The sequence below is a fragment of the Neiella litorisoli genome (assembly GCF_014773395.1).
GTDB classification, from domain to species: domain Bacteria; phylum Pseudomonadota; class Gammaproteobacteria; order Enterobacterales; family Neiellaceae; genus Neiella; species Neiella litorisoli.
Map to the genome: position 1 here is coordinate 271,113 of NZ_JACXAF010000003.1, position 17,061 is coordinate 288,173.

Annotated in this window: 19 protein-coding genes; 16 read left to right on the forward strand and 3 right to left on the reverse strand. The window is 50.3% G+C overall.

Annotated elements, in window-relative coordinates; translation table 11 throughout:
• Positions 1-3 precede the first annotated feature (3 nt).
• The 15 genes from IC617_RS03360 (at position 4) to IC617_RS03430 (ending at position 13,336) form a co-directional block, all read left to right on the forward strand.
• Positions 4-960, forward strand: coding sequence for a beta-ketoacyl-ACP synthase III (locus tag IC617_RS03360; RefSeq protein WP_191143561.1), 957 nt, complete (start codon positions 4-6; stop codon positions 958-960).
• Positions 961-978: 18 nt separating this feature from the next.
• Positions 979-1,908, forward strand: coding sequence for an ACP S-malonyltransferase (fabD, locus tag IC617_RS03365; RefSeq protein WP_191143562.1), 930 nt, complete (start codon positions 979-981; stop codon positions 1,906-1,908).
• A 30-nt stretch (positions 1,909-1,938) separates the two neighbouring features.
• On the forward strand, positions 1,939-2,676 hold the full coding sequence (gene fabG, locus IC617_RS03370) for a 3-oxoacyl-ACP reductase FabG (RefSeq protein WP_191143563.1): 738 nt from the start codon (positions 1,939-1,941) through the stop codon (positions 2,674-2,676).
• A 162-nt stretch (positions 2,677-2,838) separates the two neighbouring features.
• Complete coding sequence (gene acpP, locus IC617_RS03375) at positions 2,839-3,075, forward strand: acyl carrier protein (RefSeq protein WP_087507193.1); 237 nt, start codon at positions 2,839-2,841, stop codon at positions 3,073-3,075.
• Positions 3,076-3,149: 74 nt separating this feature from the next.
• Positions 3,150-4,388 (forward strand): beta-ketoacyl-ACP synthase II, encoded by a 1,239-nt coding sequence (gene fabF, locus IC617_RS03380; RefSeq protein WP_191143564.1) that lies wholly within the window; start codon positions 3,150-3,152, stop codon positions 4,386-4,388.
• 212 nt (positions 4,389-4,600) lie between these two features.
• Positions 4,601-5,416 carry an aminodeoxychorismate lyase gene (gene pabC, locus IC617_RS03385; protein ID WP_191143565.1) on the forward strand — a complete coding sequence of 272 codons (816 nt, stop codon included), beginning with the start codon at positions 4,601-4,603 and terminating at the stop codon, positions 5,414-5,416.
• Positions 5,406-6,443, forward strand: a complete 1,038-nt coding sequence (gene mltG / locus IC617_RS03390; RefSeq protein WP_191143566.1) for an endolytic transglycosylase MltG — start codon at positions 5,406-5,408, stop codon at positions 6,441-6,443. Before pabC ends, mltG begins: the two co-directional genes overlap by 11 nt.
• 3 nt (positions 6,444-6,446) lie before the next feature.
• Positions 6,447-7,076 (forward strand): dTMP kinase, encoded by a 630-nt coding sequence (tmk, locus tag IC617_RS03395; protein ID WP_191143567.1) that lies wholly within the window; start codon positions 6,447-6,449, stop codon positions 7,074-7,076.
• The gene (gene holB / locus IC617_RS03400; RefSeq protein ID WP_191143568.1) at positions 7,067-8,086 is read left to right on the forward strand and encodes a DNA polymerase III subunit delta'; all 1,020 of its coding nucleotides are present in this window, start codon (positions 7,067-7,069) and stop codon (positions 8,084-8,086) included. The genes tmk and holB overlap by 10 nt, the downstream gene beginning before the upstream one ends.
• Positions 8,087-8,143: 57 nt before the next feature.
• Entirely contained in the window at positions 8,144-8,440 is a 297-nt protein-coding gene (locus IC617_RS03405; protein WP_191143569.1) for a hypothetical protein, read from the forward strand.
• Positions 8,433-9,353: a DUF6279 family lipoprotein gene (locus tag IC617_RS03410; protein WP_191143570.1), complete on the forward strand. Its 921-nt coding sequence runs from the start codon at positions 8,433-8,435 to the stop codon at positions 9,351-9,353. Before IC617_RS03405 ends, IC617_RS03410 begins: the two co-directional genes overlap by 8 nt.
• Positions 9,304-10,320: a beta-N-acetylhexosaminidase gene (gene nagZ, locus IC617_RS03415; RefSeq protein WP_191143571.1), complete on the forward strand. Its 1,017-nt coding sequence runs from the start codon at positions 9,304-9,306 to the stop codon at positions 10,318-10,320. Before IC617_RS03410 ends, nagZ begins: the two co-directional genes overlap by 50 nt.
• A 13-nt stretch (positions 10,321-10,333) precedes the next feature.
• Positions 10,334-10,876, forward strand: coding sequence for an alpha/beta hydrolase YcfP (gene ycfP, locus IC617_RS03420; protein WP_191143572.1), 543 nt, complete (start codon positions 10,334-10,336; stop codon positions 10,874-10,876).
• A gap of 66 nt (positions 10,877-10,942) precedes the next feature.
• Positions 10,943-12,241 carry an NAD(P)/FAD-dependent oxidoreductase gene (locus tag IC617_RS03425; protein WP_191143573.1) on the forward strand — a complete coding sequence of 433 codons (1,299 nt, stop codon included), beginning with the start codon at positions 10,943-10,945 and terminating at the stop codon, positions 12,239-12,241.
• A gap of 237 nt (positions 12,242-12,478) precedes the next feature.
• Positions 12,479-13,336, forward strand: coding sequence for an HDOD domain-containing protein (locus IC617_RS03430; protein ID WP_191143574.1), 858 nt, complete (start codon positions 12,479-12,481; stop codon positions 13,334-13,336).
• A gap of 90 nt (positions 13,337-13,426) precedes the next feature.
• Here the strand turns inward: IC617_RS03430 and pyk are convergent, their stop codons facing one another.
• Positions 13,427-14,860 carry a pyruvate kinase gene (gene pyk, locus IC617_RS03435; RefSeq protein ID WP_191143575.1) on the reverse strand — a complete coding sequence of 478 codons (1,434 nt, stop codon included), beginning with the start codon at positions 14,858-14,860 and terminating at the stop codon, positions 13,427-13,429.
• A 349-nt stretch (positions 14,861-15,209) separates the two neighbouring features.
• Positions 15,210-15,884: a lamin tail domain-containing protein gene (locus IC617_RS03440; protein WP_191143576.1), complete on the reverse strand. Its 675-nt coding sequence runs from the start codon at positions 15,882-15,884 to the stop codon at positions 15,210-15,212.
• Between the two features lie 155 nt (positions 15,885-16,039).
• Between IC617_RS03440 and IC617_RS03445 the strand changes: the two genes are divergently transcribed.
• A complete protein-coding gene (locus IC617_RS03445) occupies positions 16,040-16,381 on the forward strand; it encodes a hypothetical protein (protein WP_191143577.1) in 342 nt (113 codons plus the stop codon).
• Positions 16,382-16,434: 53 nt separating this feature from the next.
• Here IC617_RS03445 and hisIE read toward each other — a convergent pair whose 3' ends face one another.
• Positions 16,435-17,055: a bifunctional phosphoribosyl-AMP cyclohydrolase/phosphoribosyl-ATP diphosphatase HisIE gene (gene hisIE, locus IC617_RS03450; protein WP_191143578.1), complete on the reverse strand. Its 621-nt coding sequence runs from the start codon at positions 17,053-17,055 to the stop codon at positions 16,435-16,437.
• Positions 17,056-17,061: the final 6 nt, after the last annotated feature.

Here is a 17,061-nt window from a genome sequence, read left to right on the forward strand (position 1 = left end):
TTCATGCACTCAAAAATTATAGGTACCGGTAGCTATGCACCGAAACAGGTTCGTACCAATGCGGATCTGGAAAAAATGGTTGAGACCAGCGATCAGTGGATTTTGGAACGTACCGGAATTGCTGAACGTCGAATCATTGGTGATGATGAAACCATTACTGATCTGGCTCGAAACGCGTCACTAAACGCGATTGAGGCTGCAAACATTGACGCCTCAGATATCGACATGATTATTGTCGCCACTGCCAGTAACACCATGGCATTCCCAAGCTTAGCCTGCCAATTGCAAGCGGAATTGGGTATTCCTGCCGTCCCAGCATTTGATGTTTCTGCCGCTTGTTCGGGTTTTACATATGCCTTGAGTGTTGCCGATCAATACATCCGCACCACCTTTGCTCACCGCATTTTGGTGGTCGGTGCCGACACCCTCAGTCGGATGTGTGCCCCTGACGACCGCTCGACAATTATTTTGTTCGGTGACGCCGCTGCGGCGGTGATCCTCGAATCAACCCTTGAGCCGGGCATTCTGTCGACGCACATGCACGCCGATGGCCGCTACACTGAACTGCTAAAAGCAGCGGTGCCAGCCCATGGTCAACCACCTTCGGCAGACGATTATTTGTTCATGAAGGGCAATGAAGTATTTAAAGTCGCAGTGACCAAGCTTAGCGAGATTGTTACTGAGACTTTGGCATACAACCAAATCGATAAACACGAGATTGATTGGTTGGTGCCGCACCAAGCTAATTTGCGCATTATTGCCGCAACCGCCCGCAAGTTGGATATGAGTATGGATAAGGTAGTCGTTAACCTCGAGCGTTACGGCAATACCTCCGCTGCATCTGTACCGTTAGCGTTGGACGAGGCTATTCGCGACGGTCGAATTCAACGTGGCCAAACCTTATTGCTTGAAGCATTTGGTAGTGGCTTCACTTGGGGCTCCGCGCTCATTCAATATTAATTAACAGGTAGATTTGTTATGGCGTCTAAACGCGTTTTCCTGTTCCCTGGTCAGGGATCTCAAGCTGTTGGTATGCTCGGTGGTTGGGTCGAGCATCCCGTTGCTAAGCAAACATTTGCCGAAGCCTCTGAAGCACTCGGTTACGACTTGGCTGAATTGATTCAGAACGGTCCAGCCGAGGAGTTAAACAAAACATTTGTCGCTCAGCCTGCGCTGCTCGCGACCAGTGTCGCCTTGTATCGGATTTACCTTGCTGCTGGCGGCGTTAAGCCTGACTTTATGGCGGGCCATAGTTTGGGTGAGTATTCAGCACTAGTGTGTGCTGGTGCGATTGATTTTGCCGATGGCGTTAAGCTAGTTGAGCAGCGCGGCCGCTTCATGCAAGACGCCGTGCCCGCTGGCACCGGTGGTATGGCTGCAATTATTGGCCTGACAGCCGACCAAGTGGTTTCATGCTGCGAACAAGCCGCCAATGGTGAGGTGGTCTCAGCAGTTAACTTCAACTCGCCAATTCAAACCGTGATTGCCGGCCAAGCCGAGGCCGTTACTCGTGCCGGTGAAGCCTGTAAAGAAGCTGGCGCTAAGCGAGTTGTGCCACTGCCAGTCAGCGTGCCATCTCACTGTGCATTAATGCAGCCTGCCGCAGATAAACTTGGCGAAACGTTAAAACAAGTGAACGTTAGTGCACCTGATGTTGTCGTAGTCAACAATGTCGATGTGGCCACTGAATCTGAGGCCGAAGCCATTCAGTCGGCTTTGGTTCGTCAGTTGTTCAGCCCGGTACGTTGGACTGAGACCGTCACTTGGTTAGCCGATCAAGGCGTCACAGAAGCATTTGAAGTAGGTCCAGGCGCAGTATTGACTGGACTGATTAAACGCGCGGAAAAGCGCATGACCATTAAAGCTGTGAATACAGCTGAAGGTTCAGAATCGATCGCTGCTGAGTAATTCAGCGCGACAATAGAAAAGGATAGAAACATGTTAGATCTGACAGGACAGGTCGTACTGGTAACAGGCGCAAGCCGTGGTATTGGCCGCGCAATTGCAGAGCAAATGGTGGCCTTGGGTGCTTATGTGTTTGGTACTGCCACCAGTGATAAAGGCGCGGCGGCGATCAGTGAGTATTTAGGCGACGCCGGCCAAGGTTTAGCATTGAATGTTACCGACGCTGAATCCATTGATGCGGTATTCGCGGCGATTAAAGAAGCCAAGGGCGATATTGATATTCTGGTTAATAATGCCGGCATCACTCGCGATAACATCTTTATGCGAATGAAAGATGACGAGTGGCAAGATGTCATTGATACTAACCTGACTTCATTGTTCAAACTTTCTAAAGCTGTGATCCGTGGCATGATGAAAAAACGTGCGGGTCGTATTATTAACATCGGTTCGGTCGTCGGCACTATGGGCAACGCAGGTCAAGCCAACTATGCTGCGGCAAAAGCCGGCTTGTTAGGTTTTACTAAAGCCTTGGCTCGTGAAGTTGCGTCTCGCGGTATTACCGTCAACGCAGTGGCACCAGGCTTTATTGAAACAGACATGACCCATGCGCTGGACGATGGCCAAAAACAAGCCATTATGAGCCAGGTACCATTGAACCGTTTGGGTTCACCAAAAGAGATTGCTGCCACGGTTGCATTTTTAGCATCACCAGTGGCAGGTTATATCAGCGGTGAAACAATTCATGTCAATGGCGGCATGTACATGATTTAAAAAGTGCGACTGGGTCAATGAAATCTCAAAAAACATCTATTATTTATGTGTTTTGTGGTTTGACCAGCGTATGAGTCCATTTCGGATCTTGATTCTTGGACTCGATTGAATAAACTACTCGCAAATTTGCGCAATGCGCTACTAGAAAGGAAATGACCTATCATGAGTACGATTGAAGAACGCGTTAAGAAGATCATCGTTGAACAACTGGGCGTAAAAGAAGAAGAAGTGAAATCTGAATCTTCTTTCGTTGATGACCTCGGCGCTGATTCCCTGGACACTGTTGAGCTAGTGATGGCTCTGGAAGAAGAGTTCGATACTGAGATTCCAGACGAAGAAGCAGAAAAAATCACTACTGTTCAGGCTGCTGTTGACTACGTTGTAGCGCACCAAGACTAATTGCAGCAGAACTTTTTGATTATTAAGGCGGCTTTTAGCCGCCTTAATTTTACGTGTACAGTCAGGAGGAAAATGTGTCCAAACGTCGCGTAGTTGTGACCGGTTTAGGGTTATTGTCACCCGTCGGTAATTCCATTCAAACAGCATGGGCGAACCTGCTGGCTGGTCAAAGCGGTATCTCCGCCATTGAACACTTCGATGCGTCTGCTTACTCGACACGTTTTGCAGGCCTTATCAAAGACTTCGATGTTGAAGCTTATATGTCGAAGAAAGATGCTCGTAAGATGGATGACTTCATCCAATACGGCATCGCGGCAAGTATTGATGCGCTGAAAGATTCGGGTCTTGAGATCACAGAAGCGAATGCTCACCGTGTTGGTGCGGCCATTGGTTCTGGTATCGGTGGTTTGGGTTTAATTGAAAAGAACCACGAATCGTTGCTCAAAGGCGGCCCTCGCAAGATTTCACCGTTCTTTGTGCCATCCACCATCATTAACATGGTTGCTGGTCATATCTCAATTATGTACGGCCTGAAAGGCCCGAATATTGCGATTACCACAGCCTGTACCACAGGTGTTCACAACATCGGCCACGCCGCTCGGATGATTGCTTATGGCGATGCCGATGCAATGCTCGCTGGTGGTTGTGAAAAAGCATCGACGCCTTTAGGCATGGGTGGTTTTGGTGCCGCTAAAGCGCTGTCGACTCGCAATGACGAGCCGCAAAAAGCGAGCCGTCCGTGGGATGCCGATCGCGATGGGTTTGTCCTCGGTGATGGCGCTGGCATTATGATGCTCGAAGAATACGAACACGCCAAAGCACGTGGCGCCAAAATTTATGCCGAACTGTCTGGCTTTGGTATGAGCGGTGATGCATTCCATATGACATCGCCACCAGCCGATGGTGCCGGTGCCGCTGCTGCGATGCGTAACGCTGTAGCTGATGCTGACGTAGCTCCTGAAGCGATTGGTTATATCAATGCTCACGGTACTTCAACACCTGCCGGTGACATCGCTGAGAGCAATGCGGTGAAAGCGGTATTTGGCGAGCATGCTTACAACTTGAAAGTGAGCTCGACTAAATCAATGACTGGACACTTGCTCGGTGCAGCCGGTTCGGTTGAAGCGATTTTCACTGTGCTTGCACTGCAGGATCAAAAGATCCCGCCGACCATCAACTTGGATAACCCATCTGAAGGTTGCGATTTGGATTATTGTGCAAATACTGCTGTTGAGCATGAAATGGAGTACGCCTTGTGTAACTCTTTCGGCTTTGGCGGCACTAACGGTAGCCTGCTGTTCAAAAAGCTGTAAAGCGCGGCTTTATTACCTCCCAAAAGCCTGATAGTTTCTGCTGTCAGGCTTTTTTTATGACCTTGGATGGTCGCCCCCCGAGCATTGCAGGAGCAAATGCTAGGGGGAGCCGGCTAACGCTATTCTCTGAAGTAGAATTAGCCTTGGCATATGGATGCAAACTTAAATTGAGCTAGGCCAAATTGGCCAGCGAGCATAAAGAGAAACATCGAATGTGGATAAATGGTGAACAAACGGACTTGGTTAGCGCACAGCAACGCGCGTTTAGCTTTGGCGACGGCATGTTTACCACTTTCCGAGTGATTGCTGGCAAGATTCAACATTTATCTGCTCATATCGAGCGCTTACAGCAAGGTTGTCAGGCGCTGGCGATTGCCGGACTGGATTGGCCCCAGATTGAGCAGCAAATGGTGGCGGCGGCCGCTACGGCGGAGTCGCCGCTGATGGTTGGCAAGGCCATCATTAGCCGCGGCCAAGGTGGCCGAGGCTATGCTGCCGAAGGCGTGACTGAGCCACTGACCACGGTCGCTTTGTTTGCTTTTCCGAATCATTGTCAGCCATGGCGCGAGCAAGGTGTTGCACTGATACAGGCCGATTTACAACTGGGCATTCAGCCGTTGTTGGCCGGCCACAAAACCCTCAATCGTCTGGAACAAGTCCTCGGCAAGCAAGAATTAGCCAGCAAAGGTGCGGTGGAAGGCGTGTTTTGTGACTCGCAAGGTTATGTCATTGAATGCAATGCATCGAACTTGTTTTGGCGTAAAGGCCAGACCATCTATACCCCAGATTTATCAATGGCCGGGGTAAATGGTGTTTTTCGCCGCTTGGTGATGGCTTTTTGTGAAGAGCGTAATATGCCGGTGCACGTGGTGCGGGTACAACCTGCGGTGTTAGCTGAAGCTGATGAGATGTTTTTGTGCAATAGCGTATTTGGCCCTGTGCCAGTGATCAGCTTTGAGCAGCAACATTATCAGTCCCATTTTGTTTGCCGTTTATTACAAAAGGAGTTGGACCCCATTGAAGGTTAACTGGCAACGCCTTGTCATTATTTCTGGTTTGATTTTGGCGGTGGCCTTAGCCGCCGGTTATGGCTACGTGCGTCATCAAATTAAGCAATTTGCGCAACAGCCGGTGACATTGCAACAGCCGACTTTGGTCACTGTTACGCCGGGCCAATCCGTTTACGCGGTCGTCAGGAGCTGGCGTCAGCAAGGTTGGATCAATCAACATAATTGGTTGCGCTGGTTACTCAAGCAGCACCCTGAGTTGGGGGCGATTCGCGCCGGTACTTACCAAATTGAAGCCGGCTTGACGCTGGAGCAGGCTTTAGCGCATTTGGCCCAAGGCCATGAACATCAATTTTCCATTACCTTTGTTGAAGGCAGCCGCTGGCTGGATTGGCAGCAGCAATTGCAGCAGGCTAGTCATCTAACCGGCCTTGAATTGCTCGGTGATGAGCAACAGTTGTTCGCCAAACTTAACGTCGCGCAAGCCAATCTCGAAGGGCTACTTTACCCAGATACCTACTTTTACACCGCTGGGACATCGGTTCTAGCGTTGCTGCAACGAGCCCAATCGCAAATGGCCGAGGTGCTCGCTGGTGCGTGGGAAAGTCGCAGTGAGGTGGCATCAAAGCATTTGCAGTCGGCCTATGAGGCGCTCATTCTTGCTTCAATCATAGAAAAAGAAACGGGCCAGCAAGGAGAGCGTGCGCTGATTAGCTCAGTCTTTCACAATCGCCTAGAAACTCGCATGCGCTTGCAGACGGACCCAACAGTCATCTATGGCATGGGCGAACGATATGATGGCAACATTCGCAAAGCCGATTTGCGCGAAGCAACACCGTACAATACTTATGTCATTCGTGGCCTGCCGCCAACACCAATTGCCATGCCGGGCAAAGCAGCAATCGACGCTGCGGTTCAACCGGAAAGCAGCGATTATTTTTATTTTGTCAGTCGTGGTGATGGCAGTCATGTGTTTTCAAAAACGCTGGCTGAGCACAATGCCAATGTGCGTCAATACATATTGAATCGAAGCAGTACCAAGGAGTAATCAGTGGCAGGCCGCTTTATTGTCATCGAAGGTTTGGAAGGCGCCGGTAAATCGACCGCAGCAGCCTGTGTCAAAAAATTCATCGCCGCACAGAACGTTGAATTGTTGCATGTCCGAGAGCCGGGCGGCACTGAACTGGGCGAAGCGCTCCGCGACTTGGTGAAGCGGCCGGACCTTGACGATGCGCCCGCAGCAATGACTGAACTGTTGTTGATGTACGCCAGCAGAGCGCAATTGGTTGAGACCAAAATCAAACCAGCATTGGCCGCTGGCACTTGGGTGCTGGGTGATCGTCACGATTTATCATCACAGGCTTATCAGGGCGGCGGTCGGCAGCTTGATCAGCAATTACTGGCGCAGTTGCGCGACATGGTGCTGGGTGCCTTTAGGCCTGATCTGACTTTATACATGGACATTGATCCTGTCATTGGTTTAGAGCGGGCTCGAGGGCGAGGGGAGTTGGATCGCATCGAGCAGGAATCAATCGACTTCTTCCACCGAACCCGAGCGCGCTATCAACAATTGGCGCAGGCCGATGACCGTATCGTGACAATCGATGCCAGCCAGTGCATCGAACAAGTCCAGCAAGACATTGAGCGGGCATTACAACAAGCGGTGCAACAATGGCAGTAGCGCAGACTGACATGAACGTTAGCCACGAATTACCATGGTTGGAGCGCAGTAAACAGCGCCTGTTGGATCAAATAGCCCAGCAGCGTTTGCCCCATGCCGTGTTGTTTTCAGGGCCTGACGGTATCGGTAAATCGCAGCTGATGCGTTGGCTTGGCCATCGGCTGTTGTGTGCATCGCCAACCATAGACGGTGCTTGTGGCCAATGTCGCAGTTGTTTATTGATTGCCGCCGGTAGCCATCCAGATTTGTTGCAGTTGCAGGCAGAGAAAAACACCATTGGCGTAGATTTAGTTCGGCAGGCGATTGCCACTTTATCGGAAACTGCCCATCAGCAAGGGGCGCGCGTAGTACTCATCAACAATGCCCAGCAAATGACGGAGTCGGCCGCCAATGCCTTGCTAAAAACTCTCGAAGAGCCGGGGCAGAGCGCCTTCTTACTGTTAAGTGCGCCTAGTGCCGGCCAACTAGTGGCCACCATTACCAGCCGCTGCCAGGAGCATTTGGTGGCACTGCCTGATGAACAGCAGGCCTTAGACTGGTTAAAACAGCAAGGCATTCATGCCGAACTGAGTCACCTCAGACTCAATGGCGGAGCACCGCTGCGAACCCAGCAATTTATTGCTTCCGAGCTGCACAACAAACTCGATGCCTTTTTGGTCAGGCTACTTGCCGTGATCAAAGGAGAGCCTGCGGCGATGGCGCTGATTGACGACGCGGTAGCGGATTTCCCTGCGAGTTATCATTGGCTATCGGCCTTGCTGCTTGACTTGCAAAAAGTCATTGCAGGGCTTGGGCCACAGCATCTGATGTTTTCAACGCACTGGACGGAATTACAAGCAATCGCCCAGCGGCTGCAGCAGCAAAGTCCCGACTGGGCGCCATGGTTATCCCACTGGCAACCAATTCTGGCAGCCAGCGGTCTGAATCAATCGATGCAATGGCAGGCCATGTTGCTCGAGTTGCAACACAAATTAGAGCAGCGGCAACAGCCGTTAGTGTCATCCAGATAACGCATTGCGCTCGTATGCTGAAGCGAGCGGCTATTTTACTCAGAGAAAAGGTAACTGATGGATCTTCTGGTTTCGCTATGGCTATTTTGGTTGATGTTATGGCTGGTGTTTACTGTGGTATTGGTGCGCCAAAGCCGCCAGTTGCTAAAAATGCTTGCATCAGAAGACGGATCATTCGAATTTAAGGGCTGGCGGCCGTTGTTGCTGTCAATGTGGCGTCGTGCCTATATGACGCTACCCGAAGGCGCCCTTCGTGACACTTGCGATGATTATCGCAAGCTGCTCAATATCTGGGTATTTATGGCGGTGCTTGTGATCCTTGTTCGACTGATGATTCTGGTGACCAATGTATAGAAAACTGCAATTGTGGCTCAAACCACTGCTAGCACTGAGCCTGATAATGACGCTGGTTGGCTGTAGCTTCAAAACCACCTATCGCTTTATGGATTGGATCGTGCCTTGGTATGTCGATGACTATGTCACTCTAAATGACATGCAAGAGCGCTTGTTGGACGATGAGCTGGCCGAATTGCTGGCTTGGCATCAGTCACAGGAGTTGACGCGCTATGCCGACGATTTGGCGCTGTTTCGCCAACAAGTGGTATCGCAGCAATGGGATGCCGAGCAATGGTTGGCGCAACTTGAGCGAATGAGAGGCCATCAACAGCGCTTATTAGCTGAAGCGATCCCTCGCTTGGCAAAACTGATCCGCAGCTTGAGCGATGAGCAAATTGAAGAAGTGTTTGCCAATCTCACCGAACAAGTGGCTGAATCGCGCGAAAAATCGAGCCAACGCAGCGACGAGGAGTGGCAGCAGCATTGGTACGACAACAATGAGTCCAGCCTTGAAAAGTGGCTCGACCAACTGACAGATGAACAACAGCAGATGTTGCTGCAATGGTCCAAGCAACGACCTTATGATCGGCAGCTGATCACTCAACAGGGTGACTTTTGGATGACACGGTTGCGGCAATTATTTGAAGCCAGAGCGGAACCGTCATTAGAAGCCGATTTAACCTCATTATTATTGGCCAAAGACACGGTCGCGGGGTTTGACCGTTATGTCGAGCAAGTCCGCTGGTCATATGCCAGCCTCTATGCTCAGATGCAAGCAAGTATGACGGCCGAGCAAAAAAGCCATATCGACAAAGCCTTGGCCAAATGGCAAAACGATTTTTCTGATTTAGCAGAGCGCTACCAAGCAAAGGAAACAAACCATGGGTCCACTGATGCTGGACTTGCAGGGCACCAAGCTGCAAGCCGATGAAATTGAACTGTTACAGCATCCTTCCGTTGGAGGAGTAATTTTTTTCAGCCGTAATTTTGAGTCACGTCAGCAGGTTTGTGAGCTCGTTGCAGCGGTTCGCCAAGCGGCAGCCAAACCGCTGTTACTGGCGGTGGATCACGAAGGTGGCCGAGTACAACGGTTTCGCTTGGGCTTTAGTCCGATTCCGGCGATGGCAGCCATCGAACAACTGACGGCTGATCACCCATGGAGCGCGACACAATTGGCGCGAGAGCTTGGCTGGCTGATGGCGTCTGAGGTGCTGGCCTGCGATATTGATATTAGTTTTGCGCCGGTGCTGGATTTGAATGGCATTAGCGAAGTGATTGGCGATCGCTCGTTTAGCGCCAACCCAGAACAAGTTGTCGAACTTGCCGGAGCCTTTATCGATGGCATGCACGACGCCGGTATGAAGTGTACCGGCAAGCACTATCCCGGTCATGGCAGCGTTGCTGCCGACTCCCATATCGCCATTCCGGTGGACGATCGCTCAGAGGCCGAAGTAGCCCGCGATGAAGGAGTGTTTAGTCAGTTAATTGCAGCCAAGCGGCTTGATGCCATGATGCCAGCTCATGTGATTTATCCTCAATTGGACGACAAACCAGCTGGGTTCTCGCCGTATTGGATGAATCGTTTGCGCAACAAGCTCAATTTCGATGGCGTTATTTTCTCCGATGATTTGGCGATGAAAGGTGCTGAGCCAATGGGGAGTTATCCGCAGCGAGCTAAGGCCGCATTAGCAGCCGGTTGCGATATGGTGCTGCTGTGTAATGATCGGGCTGGCGTTGAGCAACTGCTGGCCGATGACCAGTGGCAAAATGTCACGCCTCACTCGCAAAGGTTAAAATCTCTGTTAAACTCCACAAAAAATGAGTGGGATTGTCTTTACCAAAGTGACCGTTACAAGACCTTGATAGCGGCTTTTCCAGACCTAGCAATCCCAGCGTAACGGAGACCTCATCATGATTATTTATTTGCATGGATTCGATGCCACCAGCCCAGGTAACCACGAGAAGATCCTACAACTTCAATTCATCGATCCTGACGTTCGGTTTGTCACTTACAGTACCTTGCATCCTAAGCATGATATGTCCCACATTCTGAAAGAAGTGAAGCGCGAGCTCGATAACAGTGATGATCCCAATCCGATCATGGTTGGTGTGGGGTTAGGTGGCTATTGGTGTGAGCGGATTGCTTTTTTGAGTGGCATTCGTTCGGTCATTTTTAATCCTAATTTGCACCCCGAAGAGAACATGGTGGGGCGCATTGACCGGCCCGAAGAATACATGGATATTGCCACCAAATGTGTGACCGAGTTTCGGACCAAAAACCAAGGCAAGTGCATGTGTGTGTTTTCGACTAATGACGAAACACAAGACAACCAAGCGCTGGCGGCCGAGTTGGAACCCTACTATCCAGTGGTATGGGATGAGCAACAAGGCCATAAATTTAAGAGCATCGCCAGCCACCTACCTCGCATGAAAGAATTCAAACAACAAATTTAATTATTACGTTTTATCCCACGACTTGATTAACCGCCCTGCGCCACCAGCAGGGCAAGTAGAGGTATCATGACAAAACCACGCATCGTCGTTGTCGGCGGAGGCGCAGGCGGCCTTGAGCTAGCCACCAAACTCGGACGAAAGCTGGGTCGCAAAGGGTTAGCGGAAGTGACCCTGATTGATAAAAACAGAACCCACCTATGGAAGCCCTTGTTGCATGAAGTGGCAACTGGTGCCTTGGATGACGGTGTTGACGCTGTCAGCTACCGTGCCCATGCTGCCAATCATGGCTTTGATTTCCAATTGGGGACCATGGCTGATATCGACCGCGTTGCCAAGGAGCTGGTGCTAGCACCATTGCATGGCGAAGACGGTGAGCAGGTATTACCGGAGCGCAACTTACCTTATGACTATTTGGTGTTAGCTGTTGGCAGTGTCTCGAATGACTTTGGCACCCAAGGCGTTCGTGACCACTGCATTTTTCTTGATAGTCCAAACCAAGCCCATCGTTTTCATCGCAAAATGCTGGATTCATTTTTCCGACTTCATGTTCAGGGCGATAATAGTCAGCCGTTGCGCATTGCCATTGTCGGTGGTGGTGCCACCGGCGTTGAGCTCTCTGCAGAGCTTCATAACGCCGCCAAGCAAATGAAAGGTTATGGCGTTCGCCATGTCAGTCAGGACAATTTAAAAGTGACTTTGGTGGAGGCGGGGGAGCGCATTCTACCGGCGTTGCCACCGCGGATCTCCGGCGCAGCTCATCAGGAATTGAGCAAGCTTGGGGTCGATGTTCGTACCCAAACCATGATCACTGAAGCTACCGCAGAAGGGTTGCGAACCAAAGATGGTGAACTCATTGCCGCCGATCTTCAGGTGTGGGCTGCAGGCATCAAAGGTGCTGATTTCCTCAAAGATATTGCTGGCCTTGAAACGAATCGGATCAATCAGTTGGTGGTGAAGCCAACACTGCAAACCACCAATGATGAGCGTATTTATGTGATTGGCGACGCTGCGAGCTGCCCAATGACCGCAGGTGGTTTTGTCCCGCCACGGGCGCAAGCCGCCCACCAGATGGCGTCGCATGCCTACCGCAATATTCTCGCGCAGCTCAACAATGAACCGCTGCTCGACTACTCATATAAAGACCATGGCTCACTCGTCTCACTGAGTAAATTCAGCACGGTCGGCAGCCTGATGGGTAATTTGACTAAGGGCTCGATGATGGTGGAAGGGCGGATTGCTCGGATGGTTTATATCTCACTTTACCGAATGCATCAGATCGCCTTGCACGGTTATTTGAAGACCGCATTTATTGCCCTGTCTGATAAGATCAGCCGAGTGTTCAGACCCAAGCTCAAGCTGCACTAAGCATGAGTCAGCTTTGCTGATGATCATTACAATCAAAACGCCGCTTCGTTGATTCGACGCGGCGTTTTTGTTTTATTCATGGTTCTGTGAGTGTTGCCACGAAGCAAGTGCTTAATCTTGCTCGTAACTCCGGTTATTGCGTTCTAAAATGACGGTTTGTGGTTGCTCTGCGTTGGCTAAAACTGTTAGTAGAACAGGCCCGTGCAGCTCTGAAGTTGATGATTGTGGAGGAGTAGGATGGCGATATCCGTCACCCCTCAGGAAAAAGCCGTATTGCGAAATATTACCATCCCGCCACGGCCTGAAGTACTGCTTAAAATTGGTGAGGAAACCAAAAAGGAAGATTGCAATGTTGCTGTCATTGCCGATGCGATAGCCAGCGATGTCGGGATCTCAGCGGCCGTGCTGCAGGTGGTTAACTCTGCCGCTTTTCGAAGAGCGCGGGAAATTGAGTCGATTCATCAGGCCGTGATGATGCTCGGGCTCAAACGGATCTATCCCATCGTCAAAGCCGTTGCCTTGCGCAGCTCGATGAAATCGTCTGCGGAGTTAGACGAGGTGTGGGATTTAGCATCGGATATGGCGATGGCCTGTGCGTCTGTTTGCAATCATTGCGGCAAGCCTGCGTTGGCCGACAATGCTTATATGCTCGGCCTATTTCATATGGCCGGCGTGCCAATCATGATGCAGGTGTTTGATAGTTACGGCGACGTGCTGGCATTGAGTAAAACGCAAGGCTGGGATGCGGTGGCTGAGCAAGAGCGTAATGAGTTCCAAACCACTTATGGCACCATTGGCGCATTATTAGCGCAAACTTGGAAGTTGCCGTCACAACTGGTGGAAGTGATTTATTATCATCAGGATATCGAAGGCCTGTTTGGCTCTGATGAGCTGCCCGAAGTGACCTTGCAGCTGCTGGCGGTGCTTAAAATTGCTCGCCGTATCGTGGCAGAACATCGCGGTAGTTATGAGGTTGAACAAGAATGGGCGGCAGCGCAAGATGGCTCGTTGGCGCAGTTAGGGCTGGATGAGTTTGGCTTTGATCAACTGCTAGACAAAGTACTGCTGGATTTAGCTGGTGGCGATAGCGATTAATCGTCAGCTGACCATTGCCATAACACAAAAAAGCCCCGCAGCGTTTTCGCTGCGGGGCTTTTGTTTGGTACTAACGTCGTGAAATGGCGATTAGCCGTCGACGCGAGGTGCCAACAAGGCTTCAACCGTGTTGATTTCCATACGGTTGGTTTCGCCTTTAGGCGCACCAGGAGCAGACTTAGCGACAACAACCAAGCTGTCTTTGTTCAACTCGCGACCTTCAAGCAGTGGCGTCAGCGCCTTGTTGAGGATCTCTGAGCGAGTTTTGTACGCTTCGATTGGGTACGCTTCCACACCATAGCTCAGCGATAGCAGACGTAGGGCGTGAGTTTCGAAACAACCGGCATAGATAGGTGCAACTGGGCGGTGAGAAGCAACCTGACGAGCAGTGGTACCGTTACGAGTTGGAACAACAATCGCGTCTACGTGCAGGTCACGAGAAGCTTTCGCTGCTGATTTAGCAACATAGGCCTGCAGGTTGGTTGGGTCGTTCGCCAGCTCGTAGTTGATGTCGTGCTGAGTTTTGTCTTCAACGTGCTTGGCGATGCGAGCCATCGTTTCTACCGCTTCAAATGGGTAATCACCATAAGCAGATTCACCAGACAGCATGACAGCGTCGGTACCATCAAGAACGGCGTTAGCAACGTCAGAGATCTCGGCGCGAGTCGCACGAGGGTTTGAGATCATGCTCTCAAGCATTTGAGTTGCAGTAATAACTGGAGCGTTCGCTGCAATACATTTTTGAATCATGTTCTTTTGGATCAGTGGTACTTCTTCAGCTGGGATTTCGATACCCAAGTCACCACGAGCAACCATGATGCCGTACGCTACTTCCAAAATTTCGTCTAGGTTATCAACACCTTCGCGGTTTTCGATTTTCGCGATGATCTTAATTGGCGATTGCTTCTCATCCAAAATAGCTTGCACGTCTAGGACGTCTTGCTTGTTACGGACGAAAGAGTGAGCGATGAAATCAACACCGGCATCAATGGCCATTTCGATGAAGCTCTTGTCACGCTCGGTGACAGAAGGCAGGCGAATTTCAACGCCAGGAACGTTTACTGATTTCTTCTTCTTGATTTTGCCGTTGTTCAGCGCGGTAGTGCTCAGTGACTTCTCGTCTTTACTCACTACAACCAACTCAAGCAAACCATCATCAATCAGGATGTGAGCACCAACTGGAACGTCAGAAACAAAACCAAGGTAGTTTACTTGTACTGCTTCTTTTGTGGTTGGGACATCAAGGCCGTCAGCGCGGAACACAACAGTGTCACCAGTTTTGATATCGAGGTCTTCTTCGATTTTCAAGTTGGTGCGCATTTCTGGGCCTTTGGTGTCGACCAGCACAGCTAGCTTGTCTGATACGGCGCGGACGTTTTCAATCACTTTACGCGTATCTTCTGGCGTTTGGTGAGCAGTGTTCAAGCGGATAACGTTAACGCCACGCTTGTACAGGTTACTAATAAACTCTACATCACCTTTCAAATCTGAAACGGTGGCTACGATTTTTGTTTTCTTAGTCACGGGGTCTGTACCTAATTAATTTTGGGTTCGAAGATTTGCGGCCATTGTAGTGACTTTGTTCACAAAAGAAATCGTTCAGAACAAACTTTTTGCGATTTTCTCAACCGTTTTATTGAGTTGAACGCTTGCAATTTGCTGCCATTTTGTGAATGGGCGTCGATAACCTGTGAAAAAGCGATTGCTCGGCACTTTTGGCCCACCGATCTTTTGGTTTTAGCCAGCTTAGTGTAGTCGCCAATTTTGAATTCGATGAAGTTTCTTAGGCGCCAACAGCACGTCAGCCAGTTGCGGAGGATGACGTGATATTGGCGGCACTAATTAGCTAGACAATAATTAGCTAGGCAATTGCCTAGTTGGCCGGTTGGGCTTGCCTGTACGCGGCAAGCAATGCCAGCAAACTGGCGAACATCAACAAGGTTGATGGCTCGGGAATTGGTGAAGCGGTTTGCTGTGATGATGACACCAAGAAGGGCGTACCATCGGCATTTAACCCAGGTGAGTAAGCCATACCACTGAACGAAAGGTGAGGGCTTAGCGGTGCGTTTAAGTCGTTGATGAGGCGTGTCAAACTTTGATCATTGCCGCCTTCATTGCCGTAGCTGGCGATGACTTGCAGCAGATTGTCTGAATCAAATAGCTTAATGGTATCGCCGCTGTTGTTGAGTCTCAGCGATCCGCTGCTGGCGGTCTGAATGATGGATTGGCCAAAACTGCCGCTAGGCAATCCTCCGCCAAATACCACTAACGCTTGCTGTGCCGCCAGCATGGTGTGCTGTGGAAACAGGTGTCGCAGCATGTTGCCATCGTGCAATTGCCAGCCTGACAAGTCGATTGCTGTTGCCGAGTGATTAAACAACTCGATAAATTCATCGTCGTAGCTGTGACGTTCACCATCACCATTGGCGTCGCCAGCAATTGCCGGTGCTGGATCAGCATGAATTTCGGTGATCAGTAGTGCGTGGACATGCTGGCAGCATAAAACGCTGGCAAGCACACCCGCTCTCAGTAAGAGGGTGATGTTCATGATTACATTCCTTGTAAAGTGTCATTGGTTAAGCGACATCCTGTCGCTGCCTTTAAAGTTAGCCGCGTTTTGCTCTCCGTCAAATTCTGCAACATTGGGGTATTTGCGATGAATCTGAGGATTGCTATAAAAGAATAAAGCGATCGGAGGTGTTTATGTCATATCAGCAATCAGAACGGGTTAGTGCCTATTTGATAACGTTGCACGAGCGCTTACTGGCTTTTTATCAAAAGCTCCAGCACGGCGATGTCGATGAAGTATTAAAAAGTCAGACGCAAGGCTATATTCAGGCTGGTTTAGTGTTGGCTGTGTTTGATAAAGAAGCGGCGCGGGCGTGTATGGAAAAAGCTCATTTTGAAGTATTTCAACAAACGATCGAAGAGCGACTTGAGTACAAGGCCTACAAAAACGATTTATTGCGTGCTCTGGATGTTAACAATGAAGCGTTCTTTGAGCAGCCAGCGATTTCTCGGTGGTCAGGCAAGCGACCGATTTAATACAAAAAACCGGCATTGAAGCCGGTTTTTTTATGTCGTTTAAGGGCGCCAGATTACTTTTTGTGACGGGCTTTGAGCACATCAACCACCTGCGCTAGGCTCAAACCTTGATGCTGCAGCAATACTAGCAAGTGATAGAGCAAATCGGCCGATTCATTCAAGGTTTCTTCATCATCGTTGACTGTAGCTGCTAATGCCGTTTCAACACCTTCTTCCCCCACTTTTTGCGCAATACGCTTGGTGCCTTTTGCAAATAAGCTGGCGGTGTAGCTGCTATCGGCAGATGCGCCTTTACGGCTGGCAATCACCGCTTCGAGATCGGCGATAAAAGCAATCGGTGACTCGCTTGCATCCTGACCCCAACACGTTTCGGTGCCGGTGTGACAAGTGGGCCCAATTGGGTTGGCTTGGATCAATAAGGTGTCGTTGTCACAGTCCGCTTCAATGGCGACTAGGTTGAGCGTGTTGCCACTCGTTTCACCTTTGGTCCACAAGCGTTGCTTGGTGCGGCTGTAGAACGTCACATGACCGGTTTTTAAGGTGTGGTCAATGGCATCTTGGTTCATATAACCGAGCATCAATACTTTGCCGCTCTGGGCATTTTGCACTACCGCCGGTAGCAAACCGTCGACTTTGTCCCAGGCCAAGTTTGATGAATCAAATTCAATGGTCATTCTGTA